Genomic DNA, 14,687 nt, shown 5'->3' on the forward strand with positions numbered 1-14,687 from the left:
TTTAAAATATTATAACGGTTCAAGTAAAATATTATCCACGCAGTAGCGATTCGGCACCATCTACATAAATTTCAGTTCCCGTCACATGAAAAGATTCATCCGATGCGAGAAATAATACCAGATTGGCAACCTGCTCAGGCTTACCCGGTGCATTTTCCAGCGGATGATTACCTTCCGGAAATTCCACAGGAATCTTCACTTCTTGAAGATCATCGCTTTTATACGTATTATCTCCAATTTGTGTATCGATTGATCCAGGACAGATGGCATTTACACGGATGCCGTATTGCGCCAGCTCTAGGGCAGCCATTTTCATAAAAGCAACTTGTCCTGCCTTGGAAGATGAGTAAGCGGAAGCGCCAATGTTCGAGAATACTCGGTTGCCGTTAATGGAGCTGGTGATAATGATGCTGCCGCCATTTTCTTTCATGTGGGGGATGGCGTATTTTACTGTGGCAAAGGTGCTGCGTAGGTTGGTATTCAGTGTCTGGTCCCAATCTTCGATTTCTAGTGTTTCGATGGGAGACCATGTACCATTAATGCCAGCATTGGCAAAAATAATATCAATCTTCTGGGCCGCCTCCCCAACCTTACGAATACTTTCTTCGACCAGACCTGGATTGGAGACATCGCATTCAATTACTGTTGCTGTACCGCCAATAGATTCAATCTCACGTTTAGTTTCATAGGAATCCTCGGGAGTGCGGTCAAGCATATATACCTTAGCTCCCTGTTGGGCAAACCGTATCGCTGTAGCTTTTCCAATACCGGAACCAGCACCTGTAACCACTGCAACTTTATCCTGTAAACGTTTATCTGTCATGATGAATTTCCTCCTCGGCGTTAAATTTCTTATATTAGTAATTACATACCCGGCATAGCTGAATCTAACCATTTGAACTGGAGGGTGGAACAACGTGGATGGATATATTACTATGGAACATAAGGATGTAAATAATAAAAATTCAGATAAATTTAGATAAATCTAGCTCATGATAGGGGAACTATAGATGATTCAGCAGCAGGGAACAGAACGGATTAATGTGGGGATATTTGCCCATGTGGACGCCGGGAAGACAACAACAACGGAGCATATTTTGTATGAAAGCGGTCGCATTCGAGCGCTTGGCAGCGTAGATACGGGGACGGCATTGACGGATTCTATGGATGTGGAGCGGCAGCGGGGGATCTCCGTACGGGCGGCATTGGCTTCTTTTGCTTGGAAAGGTGTGCAGATTAATCTGGTCGATACCCCGGGGCACGTCGATTTTCTGTCCGAAGTTGAGCGGTCTTTGCGGGTGATGGATTGTGCGGTGCTTGTTCTTTCAGCCGTGGAGGGTGTGCAGGCCCAAAGCGAGATGATCTGGAACGCGCTGCGCAAGCTGGGAATCCCCACACTTATTTTTGTGAACAAAATGGATCGTGTAGGTGCTGACCCTGAAGCTGTGCTGGCAGAGGCGCGAAATTATTTGTCTAGTGATATCATTCCAGTTCAGCAACCCATCGGCAAAGAGAAGGAGTACATAGGAGCAAGAGATTTATGGGAGAATGAAGCTGATGCTAACAAGCGAACAGAATTATTAGAGGCTTTAGCTGAACGGGACGAAGAGCTGTTGGAGAAGTATATGTCAGGTAGTCCGATTGATTTGGCTGAATGGAAAAAATATATGAAAACAGCCTCCTCATCAGGTCGCTTTTTTCCGATGGTTTATGGCGTCGCCGCCAAGGGGCTTGGGATTAATGCCTTGCTGGATGCGATGGTTGAGTATTTTCCGCGCGCTGGTGGGAATGTGGAGGGTCCGGTGTCAGGCATCGTATACAATATTCAACGTGATAAAAGTATGGGACGGATGGCGTTTGTCCGCCTTTATGAAGGGACGATCCGTAACCGCGATACGCTGTTGAATTATACGCAGGATATTCAGGGGAAAGTGACCCAGATCCGCAAGGTCGAAGGTGGTCGGACCGAGGATGTTGGAGCGCTTGAAGCGGGAGATATTGCTGTTATCTATGGTCTTTCCGGGGTGCGCATCGGAGATGTGCTCGGCCATCCGGGGGCCATTCCGGAGGAGGCGAAGCTGGCTGTACCGCTGCTAACAGTGCGTGTATTCTGGGAACCAGATATGGATGACCATAAGGTTATCGGGGCGCTGCAGGAGCTGGCGGATGAAGATCCGCTTTTGGATGCACAGTGGCTGCAGGATGAGCGGGAGCTGCATATCAAAGTAATGGGACCGATTCAGCTGGAGATTCTGAACAGTGTTCTAGAGGAGCGATATGCGCTGAAGGTGACCTTCGGTCAGCCTTCTGTCATTTATAAAGAAACGCCAGCCCGTGCCGGCGAAGGTTTTATCGCTTACACGATGCCGAAACCGTGCTGGGCGATTCTACGCTTTCAGATTGAGCCTGGACCTCCGGGCAGTGGTTTAGTCTATGATTCGATAGTGCGGAGTTCCGATCTGTTGCCGCAATACCAGAGCGAAACCGCACTTCGTGTACCGGAAGCCTTGCAGCAGGGTTTGTATGGCTGGGAGGTTACCGACCTTAAAGTGACCTTGACCGAGGGACAGCATCATGTATGGCATACCCATCCGCTGGATTTTGCTGTGGCGACTCCGATGGGAATTATGAACGGACTCGCTCGGGTAGGCACTAAGCTTCTGGAGCCGATTCTGCAGGTTCGCATCGTGGTCCCTGAGGAGAATGGCGGCCGGGTGATGAACGACCTCGTGCAGATGCGCGGCACGTTCGAGCCTCCCGTGCTGCAAGGCGAACGGATGATTATCGAAGGACGTCTGCCGCTGGCAACGTCACTCGATTATCCTGTCAGCTTAAGCTCCTACACGAAGGGGCGCAGCACGTTTACTTCTTTTTTTGCCGGCTATGAAGAATGTCCACCAGACGTATCTGCTGAGCGCACCCGCCGGGGCGTGAACCCACTTGATCAGGCGAAATATATATTAAGCGTGCGAAAGGCACTGCAAGGGTAAATTGAGGTAGAAGGACTATTGAGACTAATAGGCAGGGTGAAGACAAAGGAGCGTGTCAGCGATGTTAGTACTAAGATATACTCAGAAATTATTAAAAGATATGAAAGTAGCTCCAGTAGAAGTAGAAGACATCTCCTCCTTTTTTAGTTGGCATGTGAATATTATGCAACTCAGAAAAAAACATATTTTATTTGTACATGATGCAAGCCGGTTATGTATATTATTGGATGGAATAAGAAGCGGTCAAGCTGATAAATTGGTTGAAAAGTTCAGAATAGAACTTAAGGAGTATTTATTGCAGGAGGGTTTTAAGAAGCAGCTCATAAATCAGTATTTACTAGAGGCCGGAGAAATCACTATATCCCGTACAAATAATAAAAGTGTACTTGGAACAATGAATGAAATAACACTATACAATTCGGTAGCTCAAAGTGATTTCAGCTTGCTTGAGAGGAATAAGTGGTTGAACACTATTATATATAAACCTATTGATTATAAAGAGCCCATTAATGTCTTTAGAGAATCCTTAAATAGTTACTATTCATAAGCAAGTACTGTCAATCTTGGACTAGCTGAAGCTTTTATCGGAAATCTGAGGGGGAAATAAATTGAAGATTAGAGAAGCAACAGCTAGTGATATAGACGGGATCGCTTTTGTCCACGCTGCGAGTTGGAAAACCACGTACAGAGGGCTAATTTCGGACGAGTTTCTCGATAAAATCACAGTGGAAGCAAGAAGAAAGCTCTGGATTCGGAATTTTGAAAACCCCAATAAAGACGAGGTTATGTATGTGGCCGAAGATGGGGCTGGGACGATTATTGGTTTTGCAAATGGAGGAACGCGAAGAGGGTCAGATCTCTCTGATCTCTATGATGCGGAGCTATATGCACTCTATTTGCTTAAGGAACAGCAAGGAAAGGGTCTTGGAAGGCAACTCATAAGAAGCGTAGCACAGAATTTATTGGAGAAAAATTATAGCTCGTTCATGACTTGGGTGGTAACAGGAAATCCCGCGATTCATTTCTACCACAAAGTGGGTGGACAATCTGTTGCGACAAAAGAAGTGAAGATTGGGAATGAGATTGTTGAAGAGATCATGATCGGGTGGAGGGATATTGGGGTTGTTGGGGGTTAAGAGCCAAGGAGAGCGATGTGCAGAAGCTTTTAACTGTATTTTGTACAACTATAATCCCACAAATAACCCGCCAAAGGATATAACTGTATTTCGTACACCTATTTTTGTGATTTATTACTCTATGGGCACATTTTCTAGTTTTTAAGTGTACAAAATACAATTAAAGTCTTGATGATCCCCTTTGGATGCGGAATAAGTGTATGAAATGCAGTTATTTTACGAGTTCATTAAGCTATGCCAGCCTTTTTCCACTTGCCCATAATCTGTCGTAGCAAGCCACCACAAACCGGAGTATCGTTGCTACAACCGCCTATTCCCCCTCAGACTCAGCCTTCTTCCGCGCCCGGAAGCGCCGCACCTTCATAAGGTTGCCACAAGCTTTGTCATCGCAGTACCGCTTGGAGCGGTTGCGTGTATCATCATAATAGACCCAGAGGCAATCGGGATTCTCGCAGATGCGGAATCTTGTGGGTTCTTTTTCAAGCAATGCCTCGGCAAAAGACGCCGCAATCTCCGCCATCACCTGCTCCCAACCGCTATGAAGTGGCAACAGCTTTATTTCCGCTTGCTCGTCGCCTTTCCACACAATTCGCCGTGTAACAGGACCCTTGTCCAAATAGATATTGAGCTGTTCAAGCATTTCTCCATACACCGTGTTTCCTTGCACAATAGCCTGTACCCAGTTCCATAGTAGTGAGCGAAGCTTTTTAAGCTGCGCCATTTCTATCGTGTTCGGCATCTGTGTTTCTAAAAGAGAATACTCCTTCAGCCATTTAAAAACCCATTCTTCTTCATCGAGCCTGTCCCGATCTTTATTCTTATCTCCTGTTCGCCAATCCCGCCAGTAGCTGTTAATGAAATCCTCCCACAACACGGTCTGTTCATCCTTTCCGATTCAACGCTCATTACAAATCATTGTAACAGTTAAAAATAAGTTTAGCTAGTTACTTGAATACAATCTGGAAATATGCTACATTTCTTTTGTAACCACTATATTATGGTTTAAGTCGTTACATATTAGTTCGCTTTGAAGTAGTTCTTTTTGAAGCTACACCATGAAGTTTATGTTTACACAAATTTTTAGGAGGTTGAACATGCAAAATAAAATCAGTGAGGTCTTGCTCCAAAATTGGGATTATTGCATGGATATCGAGGATTGGGCTCCGCCGCTTAGCGATGCGCTGGAAGGTGTGGATAGCAAACAGGCTCTCTGGAAGCCAGAGGGTGGGGCGGCCAATTCTATCTGGGAAACGGTTAACCATCTAACTTATTATAAGGTGCGTTTGCTGCGAAAGCTAAAAGGGTTGCCCAAACAACCCGATGCTGAAAGCAACGATGATACCTTTACTGTAACAGCTGAAGGAGAAGAAGCATGGGCGAAAGCCGTTGCAGACCTGAAGGACGTGCATGCTGCTCTTAGAGAAATCATTGAAGCGTTGGAAGAAGGCGCGTATGATTGGGGCGGTTCGGGTCATGCGCCAGGGGAAGAGGTAATGAGCCTTATCCTACACGATTCTTACCATACTGGACAAATTATTATGCTGCGTAAATTGCAGGGTTCATGGGTGTCCAACCGTAGTTTTAATTAGAACCTCCACATTTAAAAATACAAGCCGTACACTGCTATTCCGGTATACCCGGGTCAGCGGAGGTACGGTTTTTTTGTGTGCAACTCTGGTAGGCACGAGTATATATTCTATATTGTTTTTTTTGGTTGATTTGGATAAATTAAAACGCGATATGGATATGGGCTCAGAAACTAATCACTGATATCATATAATCCAAAGGCTGAATTAACAAATAACTAGAGCTGCAGATGATTCCTGAAGATTTAAGGGTCATCTTTTTTGATGAGGAATCAAGTCTATCAGGCGGAAGGGAGTGTAAAGATTGACGAGGTTTGGACAGTTAAACACATTGCGTAATCAAATTTTCCTGGGTTTCATGTTTGTCATGGTGATCGTACTCGCCACGGTTGGTTTTTTTATGTATGGGCAAGTTTCGGTTCTATTACGCAATAGTGCGGAGAAGCACATTGAACAGACTGCAGTTCAGGCAACGGGCAAATTGGATGTACTGATCCGGCAGATTAATACGTTGACGGCGCAAGTGGCAACCAACGCCTCCATTCAGCGATTGCTCGCTCAAGAGGCCGAAGGAAAGCCGATCAGTTTCGCCGAACGTCAAACCATCCAGCAGGAAGTACGTAAATATGAGGCGTATGCGACAGGGATTCGTTCCATTGAGCTGTATGCAGGTGATTATCAGAAATTACTCTCAGTTGATGACGCCAGCTTGAACAATCGAGTATCCGAAGAATGGATCAGCCGGGTGGACGAGGGCAAAGGACGTCTCGTATGGTTTGGACTTGACCCGCGGAATTCGGATATCGTCATTGCGATTCGTAATATTAGGCTGATTGATCATTCATTCACGAAAGCTGGCTATATTATGGTTCAAATTGAGAAAAGTTACTTCCAGCTTACGGATGAGGTGGACAGCTCACAGGCGGAAACGCGTGAATTAATGAGATTATTTGATGAAGCGGGACGGCAAATTTCTTCCGATTTTTCCGTAAATGTCAATGCAAATAAGATACTGGATCATGGAGGAGAAAAGGTTGAGGTTGGCGGAGAAGACTACATTGTAATTCAGAAGCAGTCCAAGGCAACAGGTTGGAGGTTAGTAATCCTCACTCCAGTTGACTATACGACAGAGGGGATATCTGTCCTTCGTACAGCGATCATCGTATCCGGTGTTGTTGGCAGTTTATTGTTTCTCATCTTTACTTTTATTTTATCCACGATGATTACACGGCCCATACTGAATTTGATAAAAGTGATGCGCGGTTCACGATTTGGAACCTTGAAACCGATTTCAGTCACTTCTACCACTATGGAGATCAATGAGCTCAATAATACTTATAACCAGATGGTTCACTCTCTGAATGAACTAATTGAAGTCGTCTATCAGAAGGAGATCGTCCAGAGTCGCACAGAATTAAAGGCACTTCAGGCTCAAATCAATCCGCATTTCTTATTTAATACATTAGAAGCATTCTACTGGGCCCTAGATGAAAAAGGTGAGGAGGAATTAGCCCAAATTGTGGTTGATATGTCGGGGCTTTTTCGTTATGTCATCAATCGAACTGATGATGATGAATGGGTGACTATCGGCGATGAGCTCGATCATGCCGAAAGATATTTGAAGATTATGGAGATGCGTATGCTCGACAGGTTATCCTGGCGGATTGAGTCAGATGAAGCTTGCCGAAGTGTCCCGCTACCGAAGCTGTTAATCCAGCCTCTTGTCGAAAATGCGATTCTTCATGGCGTAGAGCAAAGGGTTGGACCGGGGACAGTCATGCTAATTGTCAGACCTTCAAGTCGTCCGGGATATACATTGGTTACGGTAACTGACGATGGTCCAGGGATGGATGCAGCAAAGATATCGTCTATCTATCACACCATGGAGAAGGGGAGCATGAGGTCTTCCAAAGGGACTGGGATTGGTATTGCTAATATAGAGCGGAGACTGAAACTCAGTTACGTAGACAATACGGACGGGCTTGAAATACGAAGTGAAGAAGGTTATGGAACTAGCATCTCTTTTGAAATACCAAATGAACCTGGAGAGGGGAAAAACACGTGAAAACTATACTCATCGTAGATGATGAACCGAGAACAAGAGAAGGGGTTCGTAAAACATTAGAAGCCTGGTCATCCGGTCAATATCGCATCGAAACCGCAGCAAGCGGTGTTGAGGCACTGGCATGGCTGCAAAATAACGAAGTTAATCTACTTATTACCGATGTGCGCATGCCTGAGATTGGAGGGCTAGAATTAGTTGAAAAGCTGAACGAAATGCCTCATTCTCCAGTGGTTATTGTGATCTCCGGGCATCCTGAATTTGACTATGCACAGAAAGCCTTGCAGTTTGGTGTAGTTGAATATTTACTGAAGCCACTCGACAAAACGAAGCTGGTCCGAGCAGTGGAATTAGCATTGAAACGCAAGGATGATATATATCGAATCGAACGAATGGAAAAGCTGATCGATCCTAAGCTTATGGAAACGGTACAGCAGGAGAAAGTGTATAGCACTCAAGTGCGTGAGGCACTCCAATACTTAGACGAACATCTTCACGAATCGATATCCATGCGTGATATAGTGGATCAATTACACATGAATGCCAGCTATTTCAGCGTCCTTTTCAAAGAGCAGACGGGACTGACTTACAGTGAATATGTAACGAGAAGGAGAATACAACGAGCCAAAGAACTACTGGTGAGCACACGGTTGTCCATTGCTGAAATCGCGGAACAAGTAGGCTATCAGACGGCCAAATATTTTGTGAAGGTATTTCGTGCACTCGAAAATGTTAGTCCAGGGCAATACCGCCAGAACGTCATGACCACGGAGGAAAGAATCCAATAATAGTGGTATTAGTCCCAATCCTTATGACCTTACGACATCATGGGATCCAAGCTACAATTTAGTTAAGCGGTTACAAGGCCGCTAGACAACAATAGAAAAGGGGTTGTAAGCGTGCGCAATAAAAAATGGACAATATTGTTCTTAACGATGTGCCTCGTTCTTGTCACAGCTGGTTGTGGTCAAAAAGATAACAATGCAGGTGAATCTAAAAGTAGTGCAAATGGGGGAAGCGACAAAGTCACCGTTAACTTCATGCATTTATGGCCAGAAGGTGTTTCTGCCGGACAAAATAAAATTGTTAATCAAATCATTAAAGAATATCAAACAGAGCATCCCAATGTTGTAATCAAGCAAGAGGTTCTGGACAACGAGCAATACAAAAATAAGCTGAAGGTATTGTCTGCTTCTAACGAATTGCCAGACGTTGGGGTAACTTGGGCCGCTGGCTTTTTGCAGCCTTACGTTGAAGGAAATCTGTTCGCACCTGTAGATGACTTGTTGAATGGTGAATTGAAAGACAAGTTCGTCGCAGGAACTACAGAAGCTTATGCTATTAACGATAAAACGTATGCGCTTCCACTTGAGTTTAACATCGCACCTATCTACTACAATAAAGCTATTTTTGAAAAGTATAATCTTGAGGTTCCACAAACCTACGATCAGTTTAAGCAAGTTGTAAAAACACTATCTGATGGGGGCATTGCACCGATTGCTCTCGGCAATAAGGATCGCTGGACAGGATCGCTTTGGTATATGTATCTGGCTGATCGGATCGCAGGCCAACAGGCACTTGCAGGTGCGATCAGTGGATCAGGCTCATTTATGGATGAAGGATTAGTAAAGGCGGCATCAGAGGTCCAATCACTTGTAGACAGCAATGCATTTGTTAAGGGATTCAACGGTTTATCAAATGAAGAGGCAAAATCAGAGTTCGTAAATGGCAAGGCGGCAATGTACATGATGGGATCATGGGATCTGCCAAACTTCACAACGAATGAAGAAATTCCACTGGAATTCCGTAATAGTGTTGGTTTCTTCAAATTCCCGACAGTTGAAGGCGGGAAGGGAGACATTAACAGCTGGGTAGGTGGACCAGGTGTAGGATTATTTGTCGCTGAGAACTCTGAGGTAAAAGAAGAAGCAAAATTATTCGTCGAGTATTTCGTATCCAAATGGGGAGAGCAATCCGTAACTGGAGCAGGCGTTATTCCAGCTACGAAGGTGGACACCGCCACACTGGATCTACCACAGCTCTACATCGATTTGTTTAACGAAATGAACAAAGCTAGCAGCATCACTTTATTCGCAGATGTTCAAATGCGTGCCAATGCAGCAGAAACGCATCTGAATATGATCCAGGCTCTTTTTGGCAAAGCGGTGACGCCAGAGAAGTATTCCGAGGAGCATGACGCGGCCATCTCCAAAGGCAACTAAAGCTTCGACAACTAGGCGAAGGGGACAATTAGCTTATCCGGCAGCGTGATGCCGGATAAGCCTTTCCTCAAACGGTTTATGAAGGAAAGGAGTCGGACACTTTGGATAAAGTGATGTCTAACAAAAAAATAATCGCGTTATATGTATTTCCCGCCTTGCTTCTCATTCTGGCTATTGTATATATTCCGATTGTTCTAACGGGTTATTATGGACTGAATAAGTGGAATGGCATAGGTGCTCTGACTTTTATTGGATTTGATAACTATAAAGCTTTGCTAACAGACCAAACCTTCTGGAATAGTGCTTGGCATTCTCTGCAGTTAGCGTTGTTTTCTACCCTAAGTCTCATTATTTATTTGGCAATTGCTATGGTATTAGCCGCCCGGATCAAGGGAGCTAACTTGTTTCGCAAAATATATCTGATTCCGATGCTGCTATCGTCCGTTGCGATTGCGCAGCTTTGGCTAAGAATTTATCATCCGACGAACGGAATTGTGAACAGTTTATTAGTATCCATTGGTTTTGCTAATCCTCCTGCATGGCTTGCAGAGCCTACATTAGTTTTGTTTGCTTTATTTATTCCCATTCTGTGGCAATATGCTGGTTTCTATATTCTGATCTATTACGCAGCACTCAAGAATATCCCGACCTCTCTGGAAGAGGCGGCAAAGATTGACGGAGCCTCTGCCTTACAAATCGCTTGGAAAATAAAGCTCCCACTCGCAATGGAAGTCATTAAAGTTACGATTGTTCTGGCCGTTGTAGGTTCTCTGAAGTATTTTGACTTAATCTTTGTTATGACGGATGGAGGTCCTAATGGCTCTAGTGAAGTGATGGCGTCTTATATGTATCATCAGGCTTTTCGGGCTTATGATTTTGGCTACGGGAGCGCAATTGGTTTCTTCCTGCTCGTCATCTGTCTCGTCATTACTTGGGTCATTCGCAAATTAACTGCTACGAAAGATTCGATCCAATACTCATAAGGAGGGGCGCTTCATGATGTCTGGAACTGCAGGAAGGCTAGAAATCGGGCCAAAGACAGGCGGCGCTGGCACGGAGATCACACGTAAATTAGGCTACTCATTGCTATATATCGTGTTGATTGCCGTTGCTGCTCTGCAATTGTTTCCGCTTGTATGGCTGCTGTTTTTCTCATTAAAAAATAATCAGGAAGTGTTCAACCTTCCTGCTCTATCGTTGCCGATGAATCCTCATTGGGAGAATTACGCGAAGGTCTGGAATGTAGGGAACATCAACGTGTATTTCTTCAATAGCGTATGGATTACCATCGTGGCTACGGTGTTAACGGTTATCTTCGGGAGCTTGGTTACGTATGCAGTTACCAGGATGAAATGGAAGGGAAGCTCGTTCGTACTGGGATTGTTTATGGTAGCGATGATGATTCCTGTTCACTCCACGCTTATTCCGTTATTTAGTATATTCAATAAGATTGGCTTAACGGATCACCCTTTGTCACTTATTTTGTCTTATGTCGCTTTTAACATGCCGATAACGATTATGATTTTGCTGGGTTTCTATTACGCACTGCCACGCGAAGTGGAAGAGGCTGCAGTAATTGATGGTTGTTCCGTGAACAGAATGTTTTTTAGAATTATACTTCCTATGACAAGCTCGGTGATCGCGACTACAGCCATTATTAATATGATCTATAACTGGAACGAATTTATTTTTGTAAACACATTTATTAGTTCTGATTCTTACAAGACGCTGACCGTGGGGGTGCAAAACTTCATTGGTCAATATACGACGGATTGGGGTGCGATCGGGGCAACGCTTATGATCAGTATTTTGCCTATCCTGATTACATTCCTGTTCCTCAGTAACCGTATCGTTGAGGGAATTGCGGCGGGTTCGGTTAAAGGGTAAGTAGAAAGAAGACCTGAATTTCTCAGCTCGAAAAGCTGAAGAGAATTCCGGTCTTTTTTTTAATCCAATCTAGAATTTTGATTCAATCTTGAAAGCCTCGGGTTAATGGAGGCTATCAAAGATGAACATTCGAAAGGAGAGATTGCTGATGGAACCGGGCTATAAGGATAGAAGTGTTGAAGTGGAGCATAGGGAGGTACAACGGAAATCGGATTCCAGCGTTGTCGCATCTACCTTTATTAAATATGCTGCTTACATTATTATATTTTTTGGTTTTCTGTTCTTTTTGGTTAAATATGTATTTCCTAAGTTTTAATAAGGATTGATTCTTAAGGCGGAGTCTTATTGTTTCTCTGCGATGATCTTTTTTATTACTGCTATAGTTTCTGGTGCAGCATTCTCCAGCATAAACTCAATTGCAGCGAACTGCCGCATAACGTATCTGTGCTCAAGCTTTTCTAAAGGGTTGAAAAAGCCTTCTGGATAATCGATAATCTCCAGATCCCGCTCCGTGACCTGTCCTATGTATTCAAAGGCGTATTCGAATGTACCTTCCGAAATATATAAATCGACGATTTCTTCAATTCGCTTGCGATCAATATGATCCACTACAGTTAGATAATTAGGTGCACTCCAGTAGGCCCCATTTAGACAAGCACCACTTTGGATGTAGTCTTGTCGGATCGCTTCGATGTTCTTGAAGGTGTAGAAATCCGATGCCCAGCGGGAGCGGTCAGGGAATGTGACTATGACATAGAGATTATAATTGTCCTCTTCCTCAGTCCCACTTTCCGGAGACAGCTGTATATGTCTTGTTCTACTGATCATGACTATAAGTCCCCTTTCTTAACAAAAACGGATACCGTCTTTTTAAAAGACGATATCCGCTGCTTTAAATATGACCTAGATCTTAATCATCCGAGGCTATAACTTCATCTCATTACTCGATTCCGCAGAATTACGATAAAAGAACCAGCACTCATTCAGCAGCTTGATCTGACGGCGGTCTTTTTTGTAATAAGCTTTCATTAGCTGATGGCAGAGCCACTGTGGCAAGCGAATCCCTCCTCTAACAACTTACGTAAGTTAGAATATGGAGAAATAAGCCTAAAGGTGCGGATTACAGTAGGCTTTCTGCTTCCTCTTCATACCACTGCTCCAATTGAGCCTGTAGTGCTCGTATCTCAGTAAGCAGGGAGATCAGTGGGTAGTTCTTCTGCTCTTGAACAGAGGCGAAGGCTTGTTCCAATCTATTGATATAATCCAGACCGGACTCCAGGGAGTAATCCTCACGTAACAGATCCAGCGAATCGCACTCGGCGATGGCTAAGGGCAGATCCGGAACATTATCGGCTGTCAGCTTGTCGATTTCTTTATTCAGGCGTAAATTGAGCGCACTTAGTTGGTACGCATATTCCTCAGGCATTTCCACGAATTGTAATTCTTGATTTTGCTGCAAAATTACATACCGCATTTTCGGCATTGTTCATTCTCCCTCCGTACTTGTCTTCCTTCTTGACAGTTTAGCCTATGCACAAGTTACAATTCAAGTAGAGATCTTATTTCCCGTGGAAAGGACTTGTGATAGAACGCTATGGAAACTATGAGCAACGAAGAGCTGCAGCTGTGGATTGAGCAGGTATCACGGGACAGCTTTGGCGTGCCGTTTAGGCATAAGGCCAGCTTTAACAGCCGGTTGTCCTCAACGGGTGGCCGATATTTTACCAAAAGCCATAATATAGAGATTAATCCCCATCAGCTTGCCATGTTTGGCAGAGAAGAGACGGAGCGGATTATAAAGCATGAGCTCTGCCATTATCATTTGCATTTGGCTAAGCGAGGGTATATGCATCGTGACGCTGATTTCAAAAGCCTGCTGGCGCAAGTCGGCGGAAGCCGCTACTGTCAGACACTGCCGGGTGCAAAAGCTCGGAAGCCGCTGCCCTATCGATATAAGCTTGTATGCAGTGCCTGTGCCATGGAGTATCCGCGTAAGCGAAAAGTAGACCCTAAGCGTTATCGCTGCGGTAAATGTTCGGGCAAGTTGAAGTTATTTATTTTATAACCAAACCTAATAATCCGACAAAAGAAACAGCTTGCTGAGGCGAAATGATACATCCTTCTAAATCTTTGATATCCACGATCAAGCCACTGAACTCGCAGTCACTAAGGTCGATCCCATTAAGCTTTGATCCTGACAATGTGGCTTGATCCATATTACACTCGCTGAAGCTGATTTTTTGGAAATTTGACTGATAGTAGTCGGAACTCATTAATGAGCTGTTCTCAAAAGCAACCTGCTTCAGATTAGCGAATCGAAACGTAGCAAAATCCCCGATACAATCTACTACACGAACATTCTGGAATCTGCCTCTTGTAAAGTCTGTGCCGATGAGCTTGCAGTTTCTAAATTCAGTTCGATGAATAATGCCATTCGTAAAATCCACATTAGATAGATCACAGTGATCAAATATCACGTCCATAAGCTCGATCCCAGTTAGGGAGCACTCCGTAATCGTTACATTTTTAAAAATCACGCGATCAAAGCTGACCTTATTAGCCTCTTGATTATCAATAACCGTATCGCTGATGCTGCAACAGCTGAATTCGTCTTTAGTTTGCAGTGAATATATTTGCTCAGGAAGAAGAGAGTCTGGATCTGCTATTTTTGGCGAATCAATTTTGAAATTCATATGTACCTCCGTTTGTTTACTCCTTGCGGGTAGCTAAAACTAACTATCATCGCGTTAAACCGATTTGTCAATCTTCATGAAGGTTGTAGGGATTGGATATCCGTACAAATA

Annotated in this window: 17 protein-coding genes; 11 read left to right on the plus strand and 6 right to left on the minus strand. The window is 44.2% G+C overall.

Annotation, left to right across the window (positions count from 1 at the left end; translation table 11 throughout):
- Positions 1 to 31 precede the first annotated feature (31 nt).
- Positions 32 to 823, minus strand: a complete 792-nt coding sequence (locus MHI32_RS05800; RefSeq protein WP_076220605.1) for an SDR family NAD(P)-dependent oxidoreductase — start codon at positions 821 to 823, stop codon at positions 32 to 34.
- A gap of 187 nt (positions 824 to 1,010) precedes the next feature.
- On the opposite strand from MHI32_RS05800, the gene MHI32_RS05805 reads away from it, so the two are divergent.
- The 3 genes from MHI32_RS05805 to MHI32_RS05815 all read left to right on the plus strand — a co-directional run bounded on the left by MHI32_RS05805 (position 1,011) and on the right by MHI32_RS05815 (position 4,126).
- Complete coding sequence (locus tag MHI32_RS05805) at positions 1,011 to 2,990, plus strand: translation factor GTPase family protein (protein WP_339189915.1); 1,980 nt, start codon at positions 1,011 to 1,013, stop codon at positions 2,988 to 2,990.
- Positions 2,991 to 3,051: 61 nt separating this feature from the next.
- Positions 3,052 to 3,537, plus strand: coding sequence for a hypothetical protein (locus MHI32_RS05810; RefSeq protein ID WP_076129525.1), 486 nt, complete (start codon positions 3,052 to 3,054; stop codon positions 3,535 to 3,537).
- Between the two features lie 61 nt (positions 3,538 to 3,598).
- A complete protein-coding gene (locus MHI32_RS05815; RefSeq protein ID WP_339189918.1) occupies positions 3,599 to 4,126 on the plus strand; it encodes a GNAT family N-acetyltransferase in 528 nt (175 codons plus the stop codon).
- 310 nt (positions 4,127 to 4,436) lie between these two features.
- On the opposite strand, the gene MHI32_RS05820 is transcribed toward MHI32_RS05815, so the two are convergent.
- Positions 4,437 to 5,000 (minus strand): CGNR zinc finger domain-containing protein, encoded by a 564-nt coding sequence (locus MHI32_RS05820; RefSeq protein WP_076305362.1) that lies wholly within the window; start codon positions 4,998 to 5,000, stop codon positions 4,437 to 4,439.
- Between the two features lie 220 nt (positions 5,001 to 5,220).
- Between MHI32_RS05820 and MHI32_RS05825 the strand changes: the two genes are divergently transcribed.
- The 7 genes from MHI32_RS05825 (at position 5,221) to MHI32_RS05855 (ending at position 12,199) form a co-directional block, all read left to right on the plus strand.
- Positions 5,221 to 5,715: a DinB family protein gene (locus MHI32_RS05825; protein WP_036686798.1), complete on the plus strand. Its 495-nt coding sequence runs from the start codon at positions 5,221 to 5,223 to the stop codon at positions 5,713 to 5,715.
- 301 nt (positions 5,716 to 6,016) lie between these two features.
- Entirely contained in the window at positions 6,017 to 7,777 is a 1,761-nt protein-coding gene (locus MHI32_RS05830; protein WP_038569068.1) for a sensor histidine kinase, read from the plus strand.
- The gene (locus MHI32_RS05835) at positions 7,774 to 8,562 is read left to right on the plus strand and encodes a response regulator (RefSeq protein WP_340012016.1); all 789 of its coding nucleotides are present in this window, start codon (positions 7,774 to 7,776) and stop codon (positions 8,560 to 8,562) included. The genes MHI32_RS05830 and MHI32_RS05835 overlap by 4 nt, the downstream gene beginning before the upstream one ends.
- Positions 8,563 to 8,673: 111 nt before the next feature.
- A complete protein-coding gene (locus MHI32_RS05840) occupies positions 8,674 to 9,996 on the plus strand; it encodes an extracellular solute-binding protein (RefSeq protein ID WP_076219625.1) in 1,323 nt (440 codons plus the stop codon).
- A gap of 101 nt (positions 9,997 to 10,097) precedes the next feature.
- Positions 10,098 to 10,979: a sugar ABC transporter permease gene (locus tag MHI32_RS05845; protein ID WP_036686803.1), complete on the plus strand. Its 882-nt coding sequence runs from the start codon at positions 10,098 to 10,100 to the stop codon at positions 10,977 to 10,979.
- A 13-nt stretch (positions 10,980 to 10,992) separates the two neighbouring features.
- A complete protein-coding gene (locus tag MHI32_RS05850; protein ID WP_076219626.1) occupies positions 10,993 to 11,883 on the plus strand; it encodes a carbohydrate ABC transporter permease in 891 nt (296 codons plus the stop codon).
- A gap of 121 nt (positions 11,884 to 12,004) precedes the next feature.
- Positions 12,005 to 12,199 (plus strand): hypothetical protein, encoded by a 195-nt coding sequence (locus MHI32_RS05855; protein WP_036686806.1) that lies wholly within the window; start codon positions 12,005 to 12,007, stop codon positions 12,197 to 12,199.
- A 26-nt stretch (positions 12,200 to 12,225) separates the two neighbouring features.
- Here MHI32_RS05855 and MHI32_RS05860 read toward each other — a convergent pair whose 3' ends face one another.
- The 3 genes from MHI32_RS05860 to MHI32_RS05870 all read right to left on the minus strand — a co-directional run bounded on the left by MHI32_RS05860 (position 12,226) and on the right by MHI32_RS05870 (position 13,366).
- Entirely contained in the window at positions 12,226 to 12,711 is a 486-nt protein-coding gene (locus MHI32_RS05860) for a hypothetical protein (protein WP_076280204.1), read from the minus strand.
- Between the two features lie 96 nt (positions 12,712 to 12,807).
- Positions 12,808 to 12,939: a cortex morphogenetic protein CmpA gene (gene cmpA / locus MHI32_RS05865; protein ID WP_094903512.1), complete on the minus strand. Its 132-nt coding sequence runs from the start codon at positions 12,937 to 12,939 to the stop codon at positions 12,808 to 12,810.
- A 64-nt stretch (positions 12,940 to 13,003) separates the two neighbouring features.
- Positions 13,004 to 13,366: a hypothetical protein gene (locus tag MHI32_RS05870; protein ID WP_036686808.1), complete on the minus strand. Its 363-nt coding sequence runs from the start codon at positions 13,364 to 13,366 to the stop codon at positions 13,004 to 13,006.
- A 120-nt stretch (positions 13,367 to 13,486) separates the two neighbouring features.
- Between MHI32_RS05870 and MHI32_RS05875 the strand changes: the two genes are divergently transcribed.
- A complete protein-coding gene (locus tag MHI32_RS05875) occupies positions 13,487 to 13,948 on the plus strand; it encodes a SprT family protein (RefSeq protein ID WP_081383508.1) in 462 nt (153 codons plus the stop codon).
- On the opposite strand, the gene MHI32_RS05880 is transcribed toward MHI32_RS05875, so the two are convergent.
- A complete protein-coding gene (locus MHI32_RS05880; protein ID WP_076282038.1) occupies positions 13,938 to 14,576 on the minus strand; it encodes a pentapeptide repeat-containing protein in 639 nt (212 codons plus the stop codon). The genes MHI32_RS05875 and MHI32_RS05880 overlap by 11 nt on opposite strands.
- Positions 14,577 to 14,687: the final 111 nt, after the last annotated feature.

The organism is Paenibacillus sp. FSL H7-0690 (assembly GCF_037980415.1).
Taxonomy (GTDB): Bacteria; Bacillota; Bacilli; order Paenibacillales; family Paenibacillaceae; genus Paenibacillus_AQ; species Paenibacillus_AQ odorifer.

Bases quoted from the DNA above. Each gene is read 5' to 3' on its own strand.
- MHI32_RS05800 (WP_076220605.1), bottom strand. From the start codon at position 823: ATGACAGATAAACGTTTACAGGATAAAGTTGCAGTGGTTACAGGTGCT.
- MHI32_RS05805 (WP_339189915.1), top strand. From the start codon at position 1,011: ATGATTCAGCAGCAGGGAACAGAACGGATTAATGTGGGGATATTTGCC.
- MHI32_RS05810 (WP_076129525.1), top strand. From the start codon at position 3,052: ATGTTAGTACTAAGATATACTCAGAAATTATTAAAAGATATGAAAGTA.
- MHI32_RS05825 (WP_036686798.1), top strand. From the start codon at position 5,221: ATGCAAAATAAAATCAGTGAGGTCTTGCTCCAAAATTGGGATTATTGC.
- MHI32_RS05850 (WP_076219626.1), top strand. From the start codon at position 10,993: ATGATGTCTGGAACTGCAGGAAGGCTAGAAATCGGGCCAAAGACAGGC.
- MHI32_RS05855 (WP_036686806.1), top strand. From the start codon at position 12,005: ATGAACATTCGAAAGGAGAGATTGCTGATGGAACCGGGCTATAAGGAT.
- MHI32_RS05860 (WP_076280204.1), bottom strand. From the start codon at position 12,711: ATGATCAGTAGAACAAGACATATACAGCTGTCTCCGGAAAGTGGGACT.
- MHI32_RS05870 (WP_036686808.1), bottom strand. From the start codon at position 13,366: ATGCCGAAAATGCGGTATGTAATTTTGCAGCAAAATCAAGAATTACAA.
- MHI32_RS05875 (WP_081383508.1), top strand. From the start codon at position 13,487: ATGAGCAACGAAGAGCTGCAGCTGTGGATTGAGCAGGTATCACGGGAC.
- MHI32_RS05880 (WP_076282038.1), bottom strand. From the start codon at position 14,576: ATGAATTTCAAAATTGATTCGCCAAAAATAGCAGATCCAGACTCTCTT.